General features: G+C 57.6%; 15 protein-coding genes, 1 tRNA gene and 1 pseudogene. 9 read left to right on the top strand and 8 right to left on the bottom strand.

Annotated features, from left to right (window positions below; translation table 11 throughout):
• Nucleotides 1-611: 611 nt before the first annotated feature.
• Nucleotides 612-1,475 carry a radical SAM/SPASM domain-containing protein gene (locus ABIB80_RS33970; protein ID WP_354129060.1) on the bottom strand — a complete coding sequence of 288 codons (864 nt, stop codon included), beginning with the start codon at nt 1,473-1,475 and terminating at the stop codon, nt 612-614.
• Between the two features lie 1,617 nt (nt 1,476-3,092).
• Here ABIB80_RS33970 and ABIB80_RS33965 point away from each other — a divergent pair.
• Nucleotides 3,093-3,157 (top strand) — tRNA-Glu (locus ABIB80_RS33965).
• 99 nt (nt 3,158-3,256) lie between these two features.
• Nucleotides 3,257-3,991 (top strand): DUF6538 domain-containing protein, encoded by a 735-nt coding sequence (locus ABIB80_RS33960; protein ID WP_354129059.1) that lies wholly within the window; start codon nt 3,257-3,259, stop codon nt 3,989-3,991.
• A gap of 396 nt (nt 3,992-4,387) precedes the next feature.
• On the opposite strand, the gene ABIB80_RS33955 is transcribed toward ABIB80_RS33960, so the two are convergent.
• The gene (locus tag ABIB80_RS33955; protein WP_354129058.1) at nt 4,388-5,338 is read right to left on the bottom strand and encodes a protein kinase; all 951 of its coding nucleotides are present in this window, start codon (nt 5,336-5,338) and stop codon (nt 4,388-4,390) included.
• 190 nt (nt 5,339-5,528) lie between these two features.
• Here ABIB80_RS33955 and ABIB80_RS33950 point away from each other — a divergent pair, with 190 nt between their 5' ends.
• Nucleotides 5,529-6,929, top strand: a complete 1,401-nt coding sequence (locus ABIB80_RS33950; RefSeq protein WP_354129057.1) for an IS1182 family transposase — start codon at nt 5,529-5,531, stop codon at nt 6,927-6,929.
• 455 nt (nt 6,930-7,384) lie between these two features.
• On the opposite strand, the gene ABIB80_RS33945 is transcribed toward ABIB80_RS33950, so the two are convergent.
• Nucleotides 7,385-8,101 carry a recombinase family protein gene (locus tag ABIB80_RS33945; protein WP_354129056.1) on the bottom strand — a complete coding sequence of 239 codons (717 nt, stop codon included), beginning with the start codon at nt 8,099-8,101 and terminating at the stop codon, nt 7,385-7,387.
• Between the two features lie 107 nt (nt 8,102-8,208).
• On the opposite strand from ABIB80_RS33945, the gene ABIB80_RS33940 reads away from it, so the two are divergent.
• The 3 genes from ABIB80_RS33940 to ABIB80_RS33930 are packed head-to-tail and all read left to right on the top strand — an operon-like array spanning nt 8,209 to nt 10,848.
• Nucleotides 8,209-9,054 (top strand): DNA adenine methylase, encoded by an 846-nt coding sequence (locus ABIB80_RS33940; protein ID WP_354129055.1) that lies wholly within the window; start codon nt 8,209-8,211, stop codon nt 9,052-9,054.
• An 8-nt stretch (nt 9,055-9,062) separates the two neighbouring features.
• A complete protein-coding gene (locus ABIB80_RS33935; RefSeq protein WP_354129054.1) occupies nt 9,063-9,692 on the top strand; it encodes a hypothetical protein in 630 nt (209 codons plus the stop codon).
• On the top strand, nt 9,682-10,848 hold the full coding sequence (locus ABIB80_RS33930) for a DGQHR domain-containing protein (protein WP_354129053.1): 1,167 nt from the start codon (nt 9,682-9,684) through the stop codon (nt 10,846-10,848). Before ABIB80_RS33935 ends, ABIB80_RS33930 begins: the two co-directional genes overlap by 11 nt.
• A 393-nt stretch (nt 10,849-11,241) precedes the next feature.
• Here the strand turns inward: ABIB80_RS33930 and ABIB80_RS33925 are convergent, their stop codons facing one another.
• Complete coding sequence (locus tag ABIB80_RS33925; protein WP_279682303.1) at nt 11,242-12,132, bottom strand: ImmA/IrrE family metallo-endopeptidase; 891 nt, start codon at nt 12,130-12,132, stop codon at nt 11,242-11,244.
• A complete protein-coding gene (locus ABIB80_RS33920; protein ID WP_279682305.1) occupies nt 12,129-12,446 on the bottom strand; it encodes a helix-turn-helix domain-containing protein in 318 nt (105 codons plus the stop codon). Before ABIB80_RS33920 ends, ABIB80_RS33925 begins: the two co-directional genes overlap by 4 nt.
• A gap of 156 nt (nt 12,447-12,602) precedes the next feature.
• Between ABIB80_RS33920 and ABIB80_RS33915 the strand changes: the two genes are divergently transcribed.
• From ABIB80_RS33915 to ABIB80_RS33905, 3 genes are read left to right on the top strand one after another with little or no spacing between them, the layout of a single operon-like run.
• Nucleotides 12,603-13,814, top strand: a complete 1,212-nt coding sequence (locus ABIB80_RS33915; protein ID WP_354129052.1) for a patatin-like phospholipase family protein — start codon at nt 12,603-12,605, stop codon at nt 13,812-13,814.
• Entirely contained in the window at nt 13,796-14,761 is a 966-nt protein-coding gene (locus ABIB80_RS33910; RefSeq protein ID WP_354129051.1) for a ComEC/Rec2 family competence protein, read from the top strand. The genes ABIB80_RS33915 and ABIB80_RS33910 overlap by 19 nt, the downstream gene beginning before the upstream one ends.
• A gap of 12 nt (nt 14,762-14,773) precedes the next feature.
• Nucleotides 14,774-16,225, top strand: a complete 1,452-nt coding sequence (locus ABIB80_RS33905; protein WP_354129050.1) for a T6SS phospholipase effector Tle1-like catalytic domain-containing protein — start codon at nt 14,774-14,776, stop codon at nt 16,223-16,225.
• Between the two features lie 106 nt (nt 16,226-16,331).
• Here the strand turns inward: ABIB80_RS33905 and dinB are convergent.
• The 3 genes and pseudogenes from dinB to ABIB80_RS33890 all read right to left on the bottom strand — a co-directional run bounded on the left by dinB (nt 16,332) and on the right by ABIB80_RS33890 (nt 19,812).
• Nucleotides 16,332-17,365 (bottom strand): annotated as a pseudogene (gene dinB, locus ABIB80_RS33900) (DNA polymerase IV).
• 65 nt (nt 17,366-17,430) lie between these two features.
• Nucleotides 17,431-18,156: an SOS response-associated peptidase gene (locus ABIB80_RS33895; protein WP_354129075.1), complete on the bottom strand. Its 726-nt coding sequence runs from the start codon at nt 18,154-18,156 to the stop codon at nt 17,431-17,433.
• A 57-nt stretch (nt 18,157-18,213) separates the two neighbouring features.
• On the bottom strand, nt 18,214-19,812 hold the full coding sequence (locus ABIB80_RS33890) for a Fic family protein (RefSeq protein WP_354129049.1): 1,599 nt from the start codon (nt 19,810-19,812) through the stop codon (nt 18,214-18,216).
• Nucleotides 19,813-19,991 lie beyond the last annotated feature (179 nt).

The raw sequence follows: 19,991 nt of genomic DNA, 5'->3' as shown, positions 1-19,991 counted from the left end.
AGCACGCGCGGTGCGCTGCTGGCGGATCACGGAACCGTTCGTTAACAGCCTAGCAAGGGAAATCACGGCAGGACACGTCGGCCAAGCAGCGGCGAGGCGGACGGCGCTTTTGCGCAGATGGCAGGCTTGCCGGGCGCAAGTTGATCCATGTTCACTTTAGCGTCCGGTTTGGCGCCACGTCCTCCCGACCATGCTCAAAGGAGTAAGATGGTCTCAAACTCTCGTAAGCGCGAACGGCGCAAGACACAAAGTCGCGAGCTCGGCAGGAACGATGCCATCTCGGCCCTGATTCTTGGAAACCATGGACTCGCGGTTATGCCAAGACGCCGCCTTTTGAGTTTGAGAGAGAGCGGCATTCGCCTCAGAAGAATGATGGGGTTCTCCAGGGCCTGACAAGACAAGGGCGTGGCACGGAAACAACAATCAGATTCCGCCGGGTAGCCCAGGCGACCTTCAGCAGACCGGCGACCCACAAAATGCTCCAGGCCATGGCGACCCTCCGTTTATGGCAGGGTCGTGCCCGCGGCTGATGTAATGATGAGCTGCAGGCCGACCTTCGCCAGGGCTCGCGATTCGCTTCGATCAGGCAGCGGCCTAACTGCTCTCAAAGATCAGCTCTCCGACGTTGTTGGTTCAGCGAATTCACACGATCGACAAAGCAGAAAGCCGTCCGTTCCGTTCATGCGATCGGCAATGTTGCGAAAAGTCGCCCCTTCGAAGAGATCCTTGTACCTGTCGCGCAGGAGGTTGCCCAAGACGTGTCGTCGGTCAAAATCCATGCAGCAGAAAGTAACATCGCCGTTTGGGAGAAGAACATTACGATATTGCCGTTCGTCAGGACATGTCAGTCTTCCAACGATTGGCTGTCGTGCTTCAACCATCTCAAGCTCGCCGCTGCCAGCCCTCCTGCGCGGCGGACGCAAGCGGACCAGCGCTTCGTCAGGAATGATGTCGACAAGTTCGGGATGAACCTCGCCCATGACTATGAAGAGCAGTGATGAAATGTCGGCGTCGACAAGTTGGCGCATCAAATCGACATAGTTGCGCCTGACGAGACCGCTATCCGTGTACGTGCCGTCATCAACAACCTGCACCAGGAAAACGCGGAACTGCAGCGCACGTAAGCGTCTTAGATCCTGCCCATTCATTCCGGCCAGAGTTGTGAAAATCCGAATTCCATGGCCACACGCGTAGGCATGCTCAACCATTTCGGTGCAAGCCGGATTGAGCCAAGGCTGCGAATACCCGGAAAAGCTGATGTCGACAGCTGCTGGTACGCTCGCCAGGCATCGCTTGAAATCTTGCAGAGAAAGATGCTTTACGTCGGATCTCGCTCTTTGCCGTTCAGCAAACCTGTCCTGCGAGCAATAAGAACACCCGACGACACAGCCCGTTGTCGTACTTATCTCCAAGACCCTGCCGCCAGCGACTGCAGAGCGCAGCTCCTGTAGCGTCATCGATTTGATATTATCCACTTCCGCGCTTCCCCGTTTGCAATAAGTGATCTTGAGGGTGACCGTCGAGCTGTATCCCTCATGCCAGTTCGCTCATGCATCATCTTCGTTCGTCGCCCATCAGCGCGACACGGCACCGCTGCAAGCGCGCTTGCGAAAGATGAAGAAAGCGCCACGGCTCTCTCCCGCCTAGTCCAGCAGGATCGGGCGGCTGCCGTGTGCGCTTGCATCGATTGATTTGGTCTAACGTCTCGTTTACTTCAACAAGCATCACTCATGCCAGGCGGTGCTTTCCGTCAGTCGACACGTTCGCGATGAATGTCGTCCCAATTGCGGCAACCGAGGCGCAGCTCTGCGCGATCGATAGAGTACAATATGACCTTACGTACGATTCAAGCTCTTTCGGAAATGAGTTGAATTGCGGGTTTCTATGAAATGTGACGGCGTTGCCGCTGCCCCGAGCACCACGTCATCGTGATCGTGGTGGTCGGAATCCGCCGCGCGACGTTGGGATTGCGATTGCGAGCTCCGTCGGCCGCAGTCGACAACCGAAAATCTCCATCGTGCCTTCATGCAGCAAATCGAGAATTTCAACGGTCGAAAACGCAGTGAACATAGGAGTGAGCTGGCGCTATTTGCGCGACTTGGGCTAAATAGCCAACCTCGATTCCGACTGTGCTCAAGCGAAAAGATGGTCGCTATGGCCCGTGAATTACCGCATTCAGATTACACACTTGAAATCGATAGGCGACTCGAGACTGAATTAGCGACGAGAGACGGGACCAAAACTGGCGCGCGAGCTGAAGAAGCGGTTTCCCATGCTTCGAGTCAGAATCTATGACGCGCAAACCAAGACTCGAGAGGACGTCTAGCTAGGGCGATCGATCGCAGCCACCGACCTGCTGGCTTCTTACCGACAAAATGGCGTTTGAGATCTACATCGAGGCCACCACGGCAAACCAGGCCGGCGGCGGCATTGGTAGTACAAGCTTGCCCACCCGAAAGAAGAACAACGCATTGGACGTATCTGCTCCGCATCTGTCGCGAGCCATCCGTCGATTTGCGATCGATTGGTTTCACGCGCCGGGAAGCGCTCTTGCATTCATCATCGACACTTGCCGGCTATGTGTGTGGCCTCAAGCGCGGAAATATCATGATCAGGGTGATGATCTCGTCATCGGGCTTGACCACAGGCTGTTCACAGATTCCGGGGAAGCAGAGTCCCTCGGTCTTCTCTTTCCAGCCTGTTACGCGGCGCATCGCTGCGGCATATCCTGCAATCGCGGCCCGGAACCTAAATCGCATGGGAAAAGAGCGTTCTATAGCTGCTGTTCGGATGATCCGCTAGACAACGCGCTGTCGTCTCGACCCCACGGCGATTACTGTGGGGGCGCTTTTTGCGCTCCTGGGTATAGTGCTCTGATCTCACTGGTGGACCGAGTCGGACGCGACCTGCAACCAGACCGTTATGAGCGGCAGGATAGAGAATGCGATTGTTGATTTTGCTGCGGTTTCGTCTGCGTTCCATCGCGTTTGTTGCGTTCCCGTGAGGTCGTTTCTGGTGCGAAATTGGTGCGGTCACGCCTGCTCGTGCAGACGAGCCGTGATTGACTTCTATAGGACTCGTTTCAGATACTCGCTGAGTGGATCGACCTTGCCCTCTCAAGGCTGAAACAGGGGTTTGATTCCCCTAGGGAGCGCCAGCGGCTCTAGAAGCGCTGAGATTTCAAAAACATCGCACAAATCAATGGCTTTGCTGCTACTTGACTGGTAGCGAATCTTGGTAGCTTTTGATGCATGCGATGCCATATCTGATCAAGAACTCCGCTGGGGTTTGGTGCGTTCAGCGCAAGGTTCCCGAAAGGCTCCAAGCCGCCGTTGCGCGCATAATAGGCAGCAAGAAGCCGACCCAAGCCTATCTCAAAAAATCATTGGCAACGAAGGATCGTCGCGAGGCTACACGACGAGCCCCGCACGCGCTTGCCGACATAGACCGCACCCCTAGGGAAGCCGAGGCTCTCGTAAAGCAGCCAACGGCAAAGGCTGCACTCCGCGCGAACCTCACCGATACCGAAATCAAGCGAATGGCGGAGTACATTTACGCGAAGGCTCTGGCATGGGACGAGCGCACACGATACGGCCGCGATGAACTTAAACGCATGGAAGCGGAGCACATTCGGCTGGAGGGGCGTCCGCTGAGTGGGCCTTGGGCATTTCCCTATGAGACCCTACCTGCATACGGCCTCTCGCCTGCACAGCTTGCTGAGAACCGCGAACAGCTCGCCGAAAGCCTCAAGGATTTTCGCGAGGCTCTCGCGTTGGGCGACATCTCTGCGGTTGAAGATGACATTGTCGATGCGTTGGATGCGTTTCAAATCGATTTAGATAGACGGAGCGTAGCGTATCCTAAGCTAGGCATTGAGGTGCTGAGAGGCTATGTGCGAGCCCTGCAGGCAATCGAGCAGCGCAACGCTGGTGAGCCCGTGCCCACACCACAGCCTTCGCGGTTTCGATCACAACCGCCTCTGGGACATTGAAGGAAGCCTTGGAGGGCTGGAAGAAGGAGCGCGAGAGACCAGAGGGCACCGTGCATGAGTACGGCAGAGCCATCGACATGTTCGTCCAGTTGCACGGCAATCTCTCGATCCTAGAAATAAAACGCTCGCACGCTCGCACGTTTCGCGAAGCGCTGCAGCTAGTACCCAAGGCGCGCAAGGGCTCGCTTCTAAAGGCGTCTCTGCCTGAGTTGAGCGAGTATGGGCATGCGCATCCTACAGTGGTCGACTAAACGAACGGCCACGTGAGACCTTGCAATTTGAAACGCCAGCAGAGAGATTTAATGCCTGTGTTGCGTCAACCGGTTGAGCCGGCAAGGGCAGAACGGAAATGGCCCAGAGGAGACCGAGGGTCAGTGTCTGACCCAAAGGCGAAGTTTAGTCAGAGGTTGGCCGGTTCTTTGTTTGCCAAGCCTTGCGTACTTTATGGGCCGCGTAAACGCAGAACTGTGTGAACATCCGGTCGTCAAGCATGGATTGAGTCACCTCGCTTAGAGGCTTGTTGGGATGCCAAAGTGCCTGCTGTTTTGAAACTCGCTGAACGTCGCTGAGCATACTGTCCTGTGCGAGCCTAGCTTCCATTGGATACTGCGGGTCTTGTTTGACTCTGTATTCGGATAGAGCACGGAGCGCCTTCTTTGCGGCGTCCAACTCCTTGATCTCAGGATCATCGAAAATGTCGAACAGGGTTTCGATTGAAACTCGCCGGTTGCGCAGTAGGATGCCCCCTTTTCCCATATATCGAGACGTCCCAAAGTCACAGAAGACAGGAGTGGCAACTCCAATGGGGCCGACCCCCTCCAAGATGTACCCGTCAGAGTAATGATAGGTGAGGTTTGGAGCGGGAAAGCGCAGCAGCACGTTTCCTGCGTGGGGATCGCCATGAACCAGACCGGCGTCTGCGAGCTCATTCAGGGCCTTCGCGTATTTTTGCGCCAACATAAGGCGGGTGTCTGCGTCAGTCCTCTGATCTCGCAAGATTGTTCTCAAGGAGGGTCCGCGAATTACCTGCATTGTCGAGTAGAAGTTGCCGTTTGCAACGCCGGCCGCGTAAACAGGTAGGACTGTGGGTATCTCCGCTTCGGCGAGCTTTTGGGCCTCAAAGGTACCCTGAATAATCTTGTCACGGTCGTCCGATGGCTTAATCCGCAACCAAATTTTCAAGGCTTCCTCTCGATCCAACCACTTATTCTTGGCTTTGAAAACGACCCCACTTGCTCCCATGCCGAGCACACCGAGAAACTCATGGTCCGGAAATGAAAGAAGCGTGCCCTCTTTGAAGAGACGCCCGTCTTCCAAGCGAAAAAACTTCATCCAGTCCTTTTTCATTTTCTCAGCCCTCGGCTCGAAAAGCTTATCCCGAAAAGGCAACCAACACAGCCGCTATTGGCCCTTTTGGGACCTCGCCCGATGTTCGACTTGTGTCCGTAACACGCACGATTGTGTTGCAAAACTCCGGTTGAGACGACTCGCGAACCGTGATTCCGTTCGTTTGAGGCGGCATTTGCGGGAGCAGCGGATGTTAGGTCGGCAGGAGAGCGGTCAGGGCCAGTTCTTTTACTCCTTTGATCTCGACAAGGTGGTGCCGGTTGATCACCTGGTACGGCAAATCGACGGTTTTCTGGACCTGAGTTGGGTGCACAACGAGCTCGCTCCATTCTACTCCCACACTGGCCGGCCTTCGATTGATCCGGTGCTCATGATCCGGATGCTGGTCTTGGGCTACGTATTTGCACTTCGTTCCGAGCGTCGGCTCTGCGCCGAGGTCCAGGTCAATCTGGCTTATAGATGGTTTTGCAAGCTCGGCATCGAGGATCATATCCCTGATCACTCGGTGTTTTGCCGGGCGCGGCGCGAACGCTTCCGTGAGAGCGATGCCTTACGCCGGGTTTTTGAACGTGTAGTGGCGCTGTGTATTTCGGCGGGGCTGGTCGGAGGCGAAGCGTTCTCAGTCGATGCGAGCCTGATCAAGGCCGATGTGAACAAGACTAGGCGACTTCCCGGCGACCAGCCTATTACCTGGCCAAAGGCGGAGGAAGCATCCCATGCGGTGCGCGAGTACATCGCAGCGCTTGATGCCGCCAATAGCGATAAGGACGGCGATGAAGACGGCGGCGGTTCAAGTGAAGGCAGCCGTCGCCGCAAGCCTCCCAAGGAAGTCTCGCTCAACGATCCGCAAGCAACATGGGTTACGAGGCCGGGCGTGGATCCATTCTTTGCTTATGATGCGAACTATCTGATCGACAACAAGGCCGGGATCATCCTCGATGCGGTAGGCACGCGCGCGAACCGTGCAGTTGAGATTGCTGTCACCCAGATCATGGTGGACCGTGTTGAGCGTCGCTTCGATCTGCGCCCCAAGAGATTGGCAGGCGACACGGCTTACGGCGCGGTCAGATTGCTCAAATGGCTAGTGGATCGCAAGATCACGCCGCACGTTCCGGTGTGGGACAAGTCGGCACGCCCCGATGGCACCTTTAGCCGAGCGGACTTCGTCTTCGACAAAAAGCGCAATGTCTATGTTTGCCCGGGTGGCGCGGAACTGACCAGCACCGGCAATATCGATCAAGGTCACATCGTTTACTACAGGGCCAGCAAGAGCGATTGCTCTGGCTGCGCCTTGAAGCCCAAATGCACGACAGCGGTCGTGCGCAAAATTACCCGTGACGTCAACGAAGATGTGCGCGATCATGTCCGTGCGCTGGCCAATACGGAAGCCTTCGAGCAATCGCACCGCGAGCGCAAAAAGGTCGAGATGCGGTTTGCTCATATGAAACGCATTCTCAGGCTCGACCGGCTTCGGTTGCGGGGCCTGAATGGCGTCAGGGACGAAGTGCTGCTCACAGCCACCGCGAAGAACCTGAGGCGGCTGGCCAAGCTAATCTGCCGTCTCCCGCCACAACTGGCAGTCCCGTGCTGAAATCCACCAGCAAAATGGAAACCGCCGACACGCCGTACCAAAAAAACCGCCGAAACTCCAAAGCCAAGCTCGCCCCCAAGTCAGAAACGAGTTTTGCAACACAATCCGCACCAAAGCGGACATCAGAAACGGCCATGCACTGGGACCCGCTGAGAGGCATGACGATATCGCCTAGGATTTCACACTGCTGTCGTCAGCTGGGCGGCGGCGACGACCTTTAGCCGAAGGAACTTGAAATCGCTCTGAGCTTGCGACCGGCTTAGGGTCCCATATCGCAAAAGGGGACCCATTTTTCAAACTCGCATGGGACCCAGCCGCCGGGGCGGGCGCTTTCTTCCTTACGCAGCACGAGCCGAACTCCGAGGCTTTCCGCCGTGGCCGGCAAGTCCGATACGTTTAACCTCACGAGGTGGTGGCGAGGATCACCAAGAACGTTGCGTCTGTTGTCGTCGACCCTACGCGCGCTCAAGGATGTTGCTTACGGACGTGGCGTGCCACTGACCACCGCGAGCCGTCGCGACCCCTCGGGCATTCAGTGCAGCGGCAATGTCCCTTAGCGTGGTAGCGCCGGCTTTCTGTGCCTCGCGGATGATGGGCAGAACGTTGGCGGCGAACTTGTCAGCCGAGGCCGACACCGTCTCTACCGCGCTTTTACGCGCCACGTGGAGCCTTGGGTTACCGAGGGTCACCCCCCGAGCCTTTGCTGCCGCGAGAGCCTGCCGGGTCCGTGTGCTGATAAGCGCGCGTTCCTTCTCGGCGAGAGCGGCGAACAGGTGAAGCACAAAAGGGTCGACGTCGGGGCCGAGTTCGGCAACCAGGAAGGGCACCTTGTGAGCCATGAGCCCAGAGATGAAATGGACGTCGCGGCTCAGACGGTCGAGCTTCGCAACGCCTACGTGGCACCTGAGCTTACGTGCGGCGGTCAGCGCGGCCTTGAGCTGCGGCCTATGGTCCAGTGCATCGGCTCCCTTCCCGGTCTCCACCTCCACGAACTCCCGAACCACTTCGTATCCCTCCGAAGCCGCGAAGTGAGAGAGGGCGTGCCGTTGCGCCTCTATGCCCAAACCTGAACGGCCTTGGCCGGAGGTGCTAACGCGGATGTAGATGACAAGGGGAGTTGCGGGCACGTCGGGGGTCCTCCAGAGCCGATCTGTAAAGAATATATACGCCATTTAGGATCTTTACAACTGTTTACATCCGTCGAAAGGCCGGTACTGTGCAACTTGCAGTAGGGGGCGACGAGCGTGGCGCTAGTGGGCGCACGCTTGCTGAATTGTGCATGTTGCGAGCGGTATCGAGTGAGACGTCTGCGTTCGTTAGTGAGCCGCAGGTCATTGTGCCATTCTTGAAGTGGGCAGGTGGTAAGCGGTGGCTTTTGAGAAGCTATCCCCACCTCTTCCCCGAGAGCTTTGATACCTACATCGAACCGTTCCTAGGTTCAGGCTCAATCTTTTTCGGCCTCAATCCCCAGCGCGCAATCCTCAGCGACCGAAATGCGGCTCTCGTCGAGTGCTATGCGGCTATCAGAGAGGACCACAAGCGCGTTGCGCGCCACCTAGCGCTTCACGCCGCAAGTCACAGCGCATCGCACTACTATCAAGTTCGCGCGCAAAGTCACCGGACATCAGCCACAAGGGCGGCAGCATTCGTGTACCTAAATCGGGTCTGCTGGAATGGTCTGTACCGAGTGAACCAGCGCGGCCAATTCAACGTTCCCCTCGGGACAAAGACTGCTGTCCTGTTGGATACCGATAACTTCTCGGAGGTGGCGAAGCGCCTTGCCGCAGCGACGATAGCGGCTGCCGACTTCGAAAATACAATCGAGGCTGCCCGCTCGTCAGATTTTATATTCGCCGATCCGCCCTACACAGTGAAGCATAACAACAATGGCTTCATAAAGTACAACGAGGCTTTGTTCGAGTGGTCCGATCAATTGCGTCTGAAGTCGGCGCTGGAACGCGCTTCCGAACGTGGCGCACTTTTTATGCTCACGAACGCCGACCACAGCTCCATCCGAAAACTCTATCAGGGTACCCGCATCCGCAAAGTTCGACGTTTTTCTGTTTTATCAGGAGATGCGAGCTTTAGGGGCGAGACCTCCGAGGTTGTCATCACAAACTACTGAGATTGATCGTGCAGCAGATTGAACGAGGTTTCTGGTGGCTTTTGAATGTCATGACGTATGTCGTGCCGTTCTCGCGAGAGTTCAGGAAGTGTTCTGCTCGCGATTTCAGAGAGGCCTTTCAAGAATTGGCTATCACTACATTCTTTTCCACTATGCCGCTGTGGATCATGCCTTTGCTCGGTCCGATCATCTTCAAGACGGACGTGAGCTTCTCCCATGAACTGGTCGGAACGATCACGGGTGGGGAGCTGTTTGTATACTGCGCCGCTCTCGTAGGGCCGCTGATTTACATCATTACGCGGCGGTATGGAGAGATCACTGAAGACAAAAATCGGTTCGCTTTCAACATTGCTTTTCCGCATGGTGTATCATTCGTGCTGTTCTCCGCGCTGATCTGCCTGTTTGCCGGTTTTGCGTTCAGCTTGATGAAGAACCCTATCTTCCTGCCGCAGGACAGCCCCGTTCACTTCAATCCAAATGGGATATTTTGGACGTCCATCATCGTTTACGTTTTTTCGTTGTACTGTATCTTTACCGCTTCGGCGTATCGAAATGCCATGACTGAGTTTGTTCGGGATACGCCGCGAGAAGAGGATGCTTTCTCAACTCAATTCGAGAACCGCCCCAATGCAGGATGAACTCGAACTGGTTGATCCAGATCCGATACAGTACGAATTTAGCTGCATCCGTGCCTCGCAGCCGATTGGCGATATCTTCGTCGCGTCCATTCCCTTCAAAACGCTCATACGTATGTCGTACTTCGATGTGCGGCGCGTCTTGCAAGAAGAGCGGGACATCGAGCGATACCTCGGCATACAGCGTCCGCTCGAAGACAGGCGCGTGCGGAGCTTGTCCGAGTACGTGAACTACAAGGACGCATCATTTCCGACCTCGATCATCCTTGCAATTGAAGAGGATTACGCGCTCTTCAACGACAAGAAAAACACTATGACCGTTTCGAACAAGCGGCCCGAGGAGGAAGCTCCGTCCATTGCCATCGGTCATCTGGCCAGAGTTTTGGATGGCCAGCACCGAATTGCCGGATTGAATGCGTTCAGAGGGGCTACCTTCGACGTTCCGGTAACGATATTCGTCGGCGCTGACATCTCCGATCAAGCGCACATCTTCGCTACTGTGAACCTAGAACAGACTAAGGTTCAAAAGAGCCTAGTTTACGATTTATTCTCGCTCGCACGCACGCGCAGTCCCCAGAAGACGTGCCATAACATTGCTGTAGCGCTGGACCGTGACAAGAAGGGGCCTCTTCACTCGCGGATCAAGAGGTTGGGCTTCGCCACAGAAGGTCGTGTGTTCGAACCGATCACACAAGCCACTTTCGTTGAGGCCCTGATGCCGTATCTTAGCTCGGCACCGAAAAAGGACCGAGATGATCTTCTGCGCGATAAGCCATTGGAGAAGGCCGTTGACAGCGACCTCTACCGCATGCCGCTGAGAAACCTCTTTGTCGCCGAGCGGGATTTGGAGATCACCGAGACTGTCTCGAACTACTTCGATGCAGTCAAAAGGAGGTGGCCAGTGGCATGGGACGATCAGGGGCGCGGCATGATGTTGAACCGTACAAACGGTTTTCGAGCACTCATGCGGTTCTTCCGCCATGCGTATCTAGATATCGCTGCTCCAGGTGACGTGCCCTCAGCACAAAAATTCTTTGACCGCGTATTCCGTCCGCTAGAGCTCAAGGATGAGGATTTCACCACCGAAAACTTTGTCCCCGGTACGGGCGGTGAAGCGCGCCTCTATCGCGTTCTCCGGAAGGAAGAGGCACTCAGCTGAGGCCCGGTGTATTGCTGGTGGTAGCAAAAAGTGGTAGCAGAGCTACCGCAGCCAAGCCGTTTTTTGCTGGTTTTTCAACGCTTCGCGAGGGCGCGCTTCGTTTCCCTAGGGAGCGCCATCAATTCTCATATTCAACGCACGCGTCCGGCAAAATTGTTGGATGATCTTGGCTGCGCAATGGTGGAGAACCTCGGTCAGATCGAGGCGTCCAGCAGTGATCACGCCGTCTCTTGCCTCTGCTGCCCCCATGCAGTCTTTTGCGGTCGGTCAGGAGTCAATATCCGGCGCCGATATTCTTTCGTTCGCGGATCGGTATTAGAGCAGCCGGATGACGAGCGAGAGATGATCGCGGTCGTGAAGTATTGACCGAGCCCAAGCATCACGGCGCAGGCCTTATCGGCGTTCTGAAAACTTCTCGAAAGTATCCATCAATTCGGGCTCGGCGCTCGGCTGGTAGCGGTATTCCTTCGCAAGATGCAGCAACGTGAGAGTCAAATCATATCGGTTCGACCTAACCGAAATCTCCTCCGTCACCTCGGGGAACCATACTCCCGGAGGATGGGTGCCGATCGCACGGCCAGCCCCGTCGAATTGTTCGCGAACGGCTAGACTCCCCGCTGGAAGCATAAATGTCTGCTTGGCGGTGCGAATAAACCGCCCTGACCTAAATGCCGCATCGCTCGCCTTTGACCAAATGGCTCCGCCATCGCGCGAAACGACCAGGATTGCGCGGCGCTCGGTGTATTCAAGCCATCGCATGATAGCAGCAACGAGTGAAACTCCGTAGCGCTCGGCGCACGCACTCAATTCATCTACGCCCGGCTTGTCGGTCGATGACACCCGCTTTCTGAAATCGTCGAACGGCATGAGCAAATACGCGGCAAACTCGTCGGCTTCCTTCTCGATGCCAATGCCGGCGCGCTGGATGACGACTTTGTCGTCACACTCGATCCCGTCGGGCAGCAAATGCCTATGAGCCAAGTAGTGGCCGAATTCGTGCCCCGTCGTAAATCTTATACGTCCTGGAGATACGTTTGCATTGTTGTAGATTATGGCCCATCCGTCGCGCGGCTCGCCCAGCGGATATAAGGCGCCCTCAAATCCGGGGAGGTTACCCCCCTTGATGGCCTTGAGAGGATCCTTTGGAAAGCGGCTTGCCGACACCTCCATCGCAAGTTTTTCGACGTCGACCGGAAATCGCTCGTCGCCGAGAACTGCGCGCAGCAAGTGGGTCAATTCGGTTGCCCACTTTTTATGACCGATGACCGCGCCGACGTCAGTCATTTCTTGATCATCAGATCCAACATCTGCCTGACTTTATCCTTGGTTGCGGGATCCACCGTCCGGTATTTGCGATAGAAGGCGAGATCCTGTGCGGTCTCCTTCTTCTGATCCTTTTCATCCATCAGATAATCGCTGGTCACGCCAAGTGCCGCAGCAATCCTTGCTATTTTTTCCGCCGATGGTCTTGGCGGATTCTTGTTCTCGAGCTCCCAAATGTAGCTCTTCGACGACTCAGTCTTGTCGGCCAGTTGGTCGAGCGTGAGCCCATTTTCCTTCCGGAGAGCTCGGATCTTTTCTCCGAACGTTTGCGCCATCTCATTTTTCTCCAAGCGATTCAACGAATTAAATAAGTTCAGAGTAGCGATACCAAAACTCCTTGACAATGGAAACCCGCGTTCCCATGTTCGGAGTAGGCATACTTTATGTGCCATTTTTCTAATCGTGTTTTTTTGGGCAGGATTATTTGGGTCATGAGTGACGGCATCGATACCGCGGTTGCGCCGCAGCCGCCTGCGGCGGGTCTCGCTGGCAGGAAGATCGGGCTCGCGCTGTCCGGCGGAGGAGTGCGTGCCGCAGTCTTCCATTTGGGAGTAATCAAGCGCCTCGCCGAAGAAGGGCTTCTCGAGGAGGTCTCGACCGTGTCAACGGTATCCGGCGGCAGCCTGGTGATCGCTGCGGTCATTTCGCACTCGGGAATGTCGTGGCCATCATCGCGGCGCTACCTTCAGAACATCTATCCGGAACTGCGCCGCCGCATGACAGCGGCCGATCTGTTCAGTTTCAAGGCAATAGGCTGGAGCGGCGTCGTCGAATTCAATGCTCGCCTATTCATGGACCGTGCCGCGGTGCTGTCAACGCTCCTTGAGAGGCAGTGGGGCATCCGCGGGCGGCTCGGCGACCTTCCGGACCATCCGCGTTGGCTGATCAACGCCACCTGCTTGGAGACCGGAAAGAACTGGCGCTTCGCCAAGCGCGAAATGGGCGACTGGACTTTCGGCCGGAATTACGCGCCGGACGTGCCCTTGAGCATGGCCGCGGCAGCTTCAGCTGCGGTCCCGTACGCAATCGGCGCGCTGACGCTCCGGTTACCACCCGGAGGTTGGTGGGAAACCGATCCGGCGACCGGCAAGCAGATCAAAATGCGGCCGCCACCGGCGACTTCGGTGCGCCTTTGGGACGGTGGTGCCTACGACAACATGGGCCTTGAGGCGATCTCTAAGCCGGGCTGTGGCCTAAAAGATTGCGACTTTCTGATCTGCAGCGATGCCTCGGGGCCGCTGCGGCCACCGGGCAGATCGCCGCTCGCAGCGCTGTTCAGGGGAATTCTAGCCAAGCCCCGGTTGTTCGACATCGCCGGCGACCAGATCCGCGCGCTCCGCAGCAGGATGCTCATCGCGGATATCGCGTCCGGCAACGTCAGCGGCGTCTTGCTGCGCATGGGCAATTCGGTGCGCAGCGTCGACATCAAGTCGGACCGAGCACGCCCGGTCGGGTTCTACGACGAGTTCCAGTCCGACGAGCAGGCAGTGACGGCCCTGCAATATCCGACCGACCTCAAGGCGCTCTCCGAAACGCAGTTCGACGCTCTTGGGCGGCACGGGTTCGAAGTCGCTGACGTGACCTTGACGACATATACCCCGGCGGGTTTCCCGCGATCGCTTCAGTGGGAGACCCGATCATGAAAAGTATCATCACCCGGTTCCGTGCCTATCACCTGGGTTGTCCCGGCTCTTCGTTCTCCTATTTCGCAGGCGGCCATTTCACCGTCATCGAAGGACGGCTCACCGACGAGAGCCGCCGCCAGCTTGAGCATGAAATGATGAACCGTTGCGGCGTTGAGCAGGCCGACCTTCTCCACATCACGAGTTGGGACGCGGATCACTGCAACAGGCACGAGCTTCTCGATTTGCTGAACCTGATCCAACCGCTGAGGATCGAGTGTCCCGGCTACGACCCCTATACCGACCACGGCGAAGGGTGTCTGGAGATCATCGCGGACTATCGAGACCGCCGTCGCAACACCAATCGGATTCCGGAGATCACACACATCACGCCGGCCTATATCAATGGGCTCGAGCGGGCCGAGAGTCAGGCTTTCCGCAACACGTTGTACAACCCCTATCACATCGGTGATTGCGCCAACGACAACTCGACGGTGAAGCATTTCCGCAAAGGCAGTTTCAACGTCCTGAGCCTCGGCGACGTCGAGTCGCCGATGATCGGCGCGCGGCTTCGCCGGTCACCGGTCCTGACGACGGAAACGGACGTCATGATCCTGGCCCACCATGGTGCCGACAACGGCTTCACCACCAAAAAATTCCTTACCCATCTGGGGCCCAGTCTGGCGATCTGCTCGGCCGACTACGACAACCAGTATGACCATCCACGCGAAGAGATCCGGGAACTGCTGCACGAGCAAGGCATCCGGCTCATGACCACCAAGACCGGCGACGTGATCGTCCGTTCCACCGGCGACCACACCGGCGCGTACCAGGCCATCAACCTGATCGAAAAATCGGGCAAGGAATCGTCCCGAGTCGACTTCGTGTCGAAGAAGAGCGGAATTCTCGACGCCAACGGCGACACGTTGCGGCAGCGCTACGGTCTGCACAAGTCGTATCCCCGGTAGGAGCAGGACATCATGGCAAAGAACATACTAATCTTCTCAGACGGCACCGGACAGGTCGGTGGTCTTCGCCCGGACGAGCGCCGCAGCAACATCTACAAGCTCTACCGGGCAACACGTTGCGGACCGGACTCCGACATCGACCCGGCCGACCAGGTCACCTTCTATGACGCAGGGCTCGGGTCGATGCCGCCGGAGGGCGCCTTTTTCGTCGTCCGCGCCTACCGCTGGCTGCACAACTTGTTCAGCCTCGCTACAGGGCTCGGAATCACCACCAACATCATCGACTGCTACTGCGCGATCCTGAGCATGTGGGAGCCTGGCGACAGGATCTTCGTGTTCGGATTTTCTAGGGGCGCCTACACGGTCCGGTGCCTCGCGGCGGTGCTGTCGATGTGCGGCGTACCGACCACCATGGCGGACGGTAAGACGCCGCTGCGGCGCGATGCGAAATCCATCAAGAAGATTGCAAACGAGGCCGTCAAGAACGTCTACCAGCACGTCAGTTCGCCGGCCGACGAAAAATACGTCGGCCAGCGCAAGGCCATCGCGCTCCGCTTCCGCCGGAAATACAACTCAGATGTTGCCGGCATTCCGAACGTCAACCCGTACTTCATCGGCGTGTTCGACACCGTCGCATCGCTCGGAAGCTACCGGCTGTCGGCGGCCATGGTGGCCGGCGCTGCGGCGCTCCTGCTGCTCGGAAGCTGGGCCCTGTCTATGTTCGCGCTGACGTTCTGGACGTGGATGCTGGTGTTGGGAGGGCTCGCCGTTGCCGTCGCCGGCATTTGGTATGTCGTTTCCCACCTGCGCTATGCCACCGGCCTCGAAGGCTACACATTTTCGGAAACGCTGCACTTCACCTCGCCGAAGATGAGGTTCTACGACCCGCACCTGGACAATGAGGTGCGGTATGCCCGCCACGCCTTGTCGCTCGACGAGAACCGTAACGATTTCGCCATCGTGAAATGGGGCAGCAAGAGCAACAAAGGTCCGCCGCGCAAGGACAGCGATCCGGACTGGCTGCAACAGGTCTGGTTCGCCGGTAACCATTCGGACGTTGGTGGTAGCTATCTGGAAAACGAATCCCGGCTCTCCGATATTTCGCTGAAATGGATGGTGCACGCGGCGACCGCGCTTCCGGACGAGACCGGACCGGACGGCGCCGGCATCAAGGTCAACCCGCTCCTGCTGCAGCTTCGGCCGGATGCACTGGGACCCCAGCACGACGAGCGCGAACCCGGCTTCTGGGGCGTCCGATGGCCGAAGGGGCTGCGTCACGTCGATCCGGAGGCGATCCTGCATTCATCCGTCTACGCAAGGGCGGCCGCCGCGCGCGTCCCGCATTTCTACTCCACCGAGGAGTACTCGCCCGAGAATCTCGCGGACCACATCAAGTTTCAGAAGGCTAAAGCCGACCGAAACGCACCGCCGCCACAGGCTGCGGTCGATCAGCCTTCCTTGTGAGACGCTAGGTGATCGAGATTGCGGACATGCGGTCCGCCGGAACATCGTGCTGGGAGTGAGTAAAGGGCGGGTGAGGACACCGGAATCCCTCGTTGATAGCAGTTAGCTAGATCGGTAGCCCGAGTTGCGGCTCTGCCTGATTGTCACCTTGTAGCGACGAGAGCGCGCCCCCCAGAAGACGCACCGGTTTGGAAAAGGGGATCTCATTCTGCAGTAAGGCGACCGAAAGGCGTTCCAACTCGCGCCGGCTAGAAACCGGAACAGGTACGGACCTGCTGCGCGTGATAATCTCGAAGTCGTTGAATTTCACCTTCAGGGTCACCGTTCGGCCCCGAGACCCCCTGTCGTCGCAATGCCGCCAGACCTTGTCGATTAAGGGCTGCAATTCTGAAAGCATGGCGTCGAGGTCAGATCGCTGGAGAACGTGTTCTCGGCGCCGACGGATTTCCGGATGCGGTCGGCGCGGACCTCACGATTGTCGATGCCTCTGGAGATCCAGTAGTAGTACGCGCCGGCCTTGTCGAAGTTTGCCTGCATGAATTCGAGCGACTGGTTACGCATGTCGAGACCGGTGTACAATCCGAGCGAGTTCATCTTAGCGTTGGTCGCTGGACCTATGCCGTGAAACTTGCCGACGGGGAGAGCTTCGACGAACGCCGGCCCCATCTCCGGCGTGATGACGTACTGGCCGTTCGGCTTGCGGAAGTCGGAGGCGACCTTCGCCAGAAATTTGTTATAGGATATCCCGGCGGAGGCGTTGAGGCCGGTCTCCTGTTTGATCTTGGCACGGATCGCCAAGGCGACGTCCCGCGCCAGCGGAATGCCTTGAAGATTTTCCGTGACGTCCAGATAGGCCTCGTCCAGCGACAGCGGCTCGATGATCGGGGTGTGCTCCGCGAAGATCTCACGAATCTGCTGGGATACCGCCTTGTAGACCTCGAAGCGCGGCTTCACGAAGATCAGATCTGGACACTGCCGCTTGGCGGTTACCGACGGCATGGCCGAGCGCACCCCGAACTTCCTGGCTTCATAGCTGGCTGCCGCCACGACGCCCCGCTCCTGAGATCCGCCGACGGCGACCGGCTTGCCGCGGAGATCCGGATTGTCTCGTTGTTCGACGGACGCGTAGAAGGCGTCCATGTTGACGTGGATGATCTTTCGCTGGCGGCCCGGGGGAACTGCCTGGTCGTCCTCGTCCTCGATGGTCACGTTGTCTGTCCGGGCGGGTCTTCCTTGACGCCGCGGGCGACGATTTTGAGCGACCCGTCCGAAAGCTGCCGTTGCAGCTTCAAGACCTCGTCCGGAGGAGCCGTCATCCAGGTCTCGATCTCGTCCGGAGTCGTCAGGATTACAGGCATCGCCTTGGGGTGGACGGCGCCGACCTCGGCATTCGGCTCAGTCGTGAGGAACGCGTAGAGGTCGTTGGTCGTCTCACCTTCCTTGACCTTCCGGACGGAGGTCCAGTTGGTCCATATGCCGGCGAAGCAGGCGAGGGGACGCGTCTCATCGAGCGCGAACCATATATCGCCGCCCTCGGACTTGTTGAACTCGCTGAAAGAATTGAACGGGACGACGCAACGGTTTTCCGCTCCCAGCCATCTCGTCCAGTGCTTGCTCTTCACGTTGCGGATGTTGGTTGTTCCGCCGTCCGGCTCCATTCGAAGCAATTCCTTGAAATCGACCGACTTGCCTTTGGCCTCAAGTTTCGCGGCGCGCTTCTTGGTCGCCTCCATGAGCGCGTGCTGCGACGACGGCATCCCCCATCGCGCAGTGACAAGCTCGCGTCCGTCGGCGCCGTTGCGCACGATCGGCGCCTTGTAGTCCGGGAACACGCCCGGCATCGGTGCCAGATTGCCGACGTATCGGTTCACGACGCGAAACAGCGCGGTTATGGCAGCCTGGTTGGTGGTGATCGAATAGAGGTTGCACATCTTTGAGCTTGTGGTGGGAAGTCTCATCCGTGTTTCGCGCGGAGCGGATGGAATCCCTTATGGTTTGAGTGGAGACGCCGCTTCGACGATTTCCGCCAGCTTCTCGCCTGGGCGGCTGCGCCTCGGCGGCGGCGGTTCATGTTTCGCGCAGTCGGCAACCATCTTGGCGAAGGGAACGATGTCGCCGTCGCTGCTGGCATTTTCGAGAGCTTGCATGTACTCGACCCGCCGATCGACCGGAATGATCGTCCAAGGAATGCCGCCCGATGCCAGCATCGTGTTCATGATAAAACGGCCCGATCTGCCGTTTCCGTCCGGCAGCGGATGGATAAACGTGAAGAGAAAATGCCCGAGTATCGCGCGGACGCGCGGGTCTTTCTCCTGCTTCAGGCAGTCGAAGAACGCTTCCATCGCATCGGGTACCGACTCCCAGTTCACGGGAGTGTGCCGAGAGCCTCGGATATGGAGGAAATGCTGGCGGTATCCGGCCATGTTCTCTGGCTTGACGATGCCGGCGGCGAGCGAAGGCTGGAACAGCGCGCGGTACCAATTGAGGTGCTCCGCCTCGACGACTTCTGCCGATTGCTCTCCCTTGAGAATGCGGTCGACGGCTTTGCGGACTTCTTGAAATGCATCCCAATATCCTTTGGCCGCCAACGCATTCTTCTGTTCGCGATCTTCCGGATCATCGTCGGGATTCCACTTTCCGCTTCTGACCTTCTCGATCAGATCTTCGGTGACCGTGTATCCCTCGATCGACAGGGAGTGGTAGGCGTCGGACGTGTAGATGTCGTCAACCGAGGCCATGTATGCGTCGTGATCGTTGATCAGCCGCGGCTCGATGTCGAAGTTCTGCAGGACCTTGTCGCGCATCTCCGCCCACATGAGACGGACGCGGGTGGCGATCGGAGAGACCTGGCGCGCGCCCGTTAGTTGCATGGGCACCGGCCCCTTGAACGGATCGGCATCCTCGCGGACATCGTGTCCTGCGCGCTGCATTGTGGCGACGATTTCGTCCGCGACCCGGGTATTTCCGAGCGTCCGATAGGCGCCCGCGATACGTCCGGCTACCAGCGCATGCCCTCCGGCCAGGAGAACGCGCAGGATGACGGGGCTGCGGACTGCGCCGATCAGGGCGACGACGTCGTTCTTGTTGTTTTGCCAGAAGGCTGGTCCAGCCGAGCACAAGGCTTCCTCAGCCGGGAATGCCCGCATTCCAGCGACTTCGATCGGGGTGACGGCGAGCTTCGGGACCCTGAGCAGATAGAAGGAATTGTCGTGCGGTAGCTTGAGCAGTTGGTTGTTGGCGTCCGGGGCATGAATGATGATCTGCTGCGGGACGTTGAGGTTCTCGGCGTTCAGCAAGACGGAGACCTCAGGAGAAAGGACCCACGCTTTGGCGAAGCGGTCATCCAGGTAGGCTCTCGCGAACTCCCAGAACGACGAGTACCAAGAGGTGGTATCGCCCTGGCGGTCGGCCGGACGGGTGGTCATAACCCATCCTTTTATGATTTCAGTCAGAAAGCCGGCTTCGGTTAGGCGCTCGCGGTCCGTGCGGGACAAGTCAGTTGACTTGAACACCCGCCGAGAGGGGTCTCCAGATAATTTCTTGAGATTACTAAGAGAATCGGCCAATTTTTGGTTCAGGCTCGGCATCTGGAACCTCCGGCTCCGGCGTTTGCGCGCACTAACTTTGGGTTGGGTGATTACACTACTTTTATGCTGTATGTTTACACTACTTTTATGTTGTGTTAAAACACTAGTATTATGTTGTTTAGTTACACTAGTATTATGCCGTGTAGCGACACTAGTATTATGACGCGCCTTCGCCCCTT

The organism is Bradyrhizobium sp. i1.15.2 (assembly GCF_040548425.1).
Lineage (GTDB): Bacteria > Pseudomonadota > Alphaproteobacteria > Rhizobiales > Xanthobacteraceae > Bradyrhizobium > Bradyrhizobium canariense.
This window is presented reverse-complemented; position numbering and strand designations above follow the sequence as displayed.

Coding starts and splice junctions, on each gene's coding strand:
- ABIB80_RS33955 (WP_354129058.1), bottom strand. CDS start 5,338: ATGAAAAAGGACTGGATGAAGTTTTTTCGCTTGGAAGACGGGCGTCTC.
- ABIB80_RS33945 (WP_354129056.1), bottom strand. CDS start 8,101: ATGGCGTATATATTCTTTACAGATCGGCTCTGGAGGACCCCCGACGTG.
- ABIB80_RS33890 (WP_354129049.1), bottom strand. CDS start 19,812: ATGCCGAGCCTGAACCAAAAATTGGCCGATTCTCTTAGTAATCTCAAG.
- ABIB80_RS33920 (WP_279682305.1), bottom strand. CDS start 12,446: ATGGCGCAAACGTTCGGAGAAAAGATCCGAGCTCTCCGGAAGGAAAAT.
- ABIB80_RS33940 (WP_354129055.1), top strand. CDS start 8,209: ATGTTGCGAGCGGTATCGAGTGAGACGTCTGCGTTCGTTAGTGAGCCG.
- ABIB80_RS33895 (WP_354129075.1), bottom strand. CDS start 18,156: ATGTGCAACCTCTATTCGATCACCACCAACCAGGCTGCCATAACCGCG.
- ABIB80_RS33905 (WP_354129050.1), top strand. CDS start 14,774: ATGGCAAAGAACATACTAATCTTCTCAGACGGCACCGGACAGGTCGGT.
- ABIB80_RS33950 (WP_354129057.1), top strand. CDS start 5,529: ATGTTAGGTCGGCAGGAGAGCGGTCAGGGCCAGTTCTTTTACTCCTTT.
- ABIB80_RS33925 (WP_279682303.1), bottom strand. CDS start 12,132: ATGACTGACGTCGGCGCGGTCATCGGTCATAAAAAGTGGGCAACCGAA.
- ABIB80_RS33915 (WP_354129052.1), top strand. CDS start 12,603: ATGAGTGACGGCATCGATACCGCGGTTGCGCCGCAGCCGCCTGCGGCG.
- ABIB80_RS33930 (WP_354129053.1), top strand. CDS start 9,682: ATGCAGGATGAACTCGAACTGGTTGATCCAGATCCGATACAGTACGAA.
- ABIB80_RS33960 (WP_354129059.1), top strand. CDS start 3,257: ATGCCATATCTGATCAAGAACTCCGCTGGGGTTTGGTGCGTTCAGCGC.